The organism is Dankookia rubra, from assembly GCF_004355005.1.
Classification (GTDB): Bacteria; Pseudomonadota; Alphaproteobacteria; order Acetobacterales; family Acetobacteraceae; genus Paracraurococcus; species Paracraurococcus ruber_A.
The window spans coordinates 1-215 of the sequence record NZ_SMSJ01000444.1; the positions used below are offsets into that span (position 1 = coordinate 1).

Genomic DNA, 215 nt, shown 5'->3' on the forward strand with positions numbered 1-215 from the left:
GGTCCGGCGCACCGGCAAATGGGATTGCTCAACCAGGCGGATGATCTCGAGCTTCTCGGAGCCCGGGTATCTCATGCGAGGTCGTCCCCAGTCCCGGTCATGCTTTTTTTCAGCAGGCGCAGCTCGAGCGCCTGCTCGGCCACGACCTCTTTCAGCGTGCGCGCTTCCTGGCGCAGGGCCTTGACCTCATCGGTCGTCGCTGCCCGGGCCGTATC

Annotated in this window: 1 pseudogene; it reads right to left on the reverse strand. The window is 65.1% G+C overall.

Annotated features, from left to right (window positions below):
• Positions 1 to 215, reverse strand: a pseudogene (locus E2C06_RS37200) (IS3 family transposase); the annotation flags it as partial.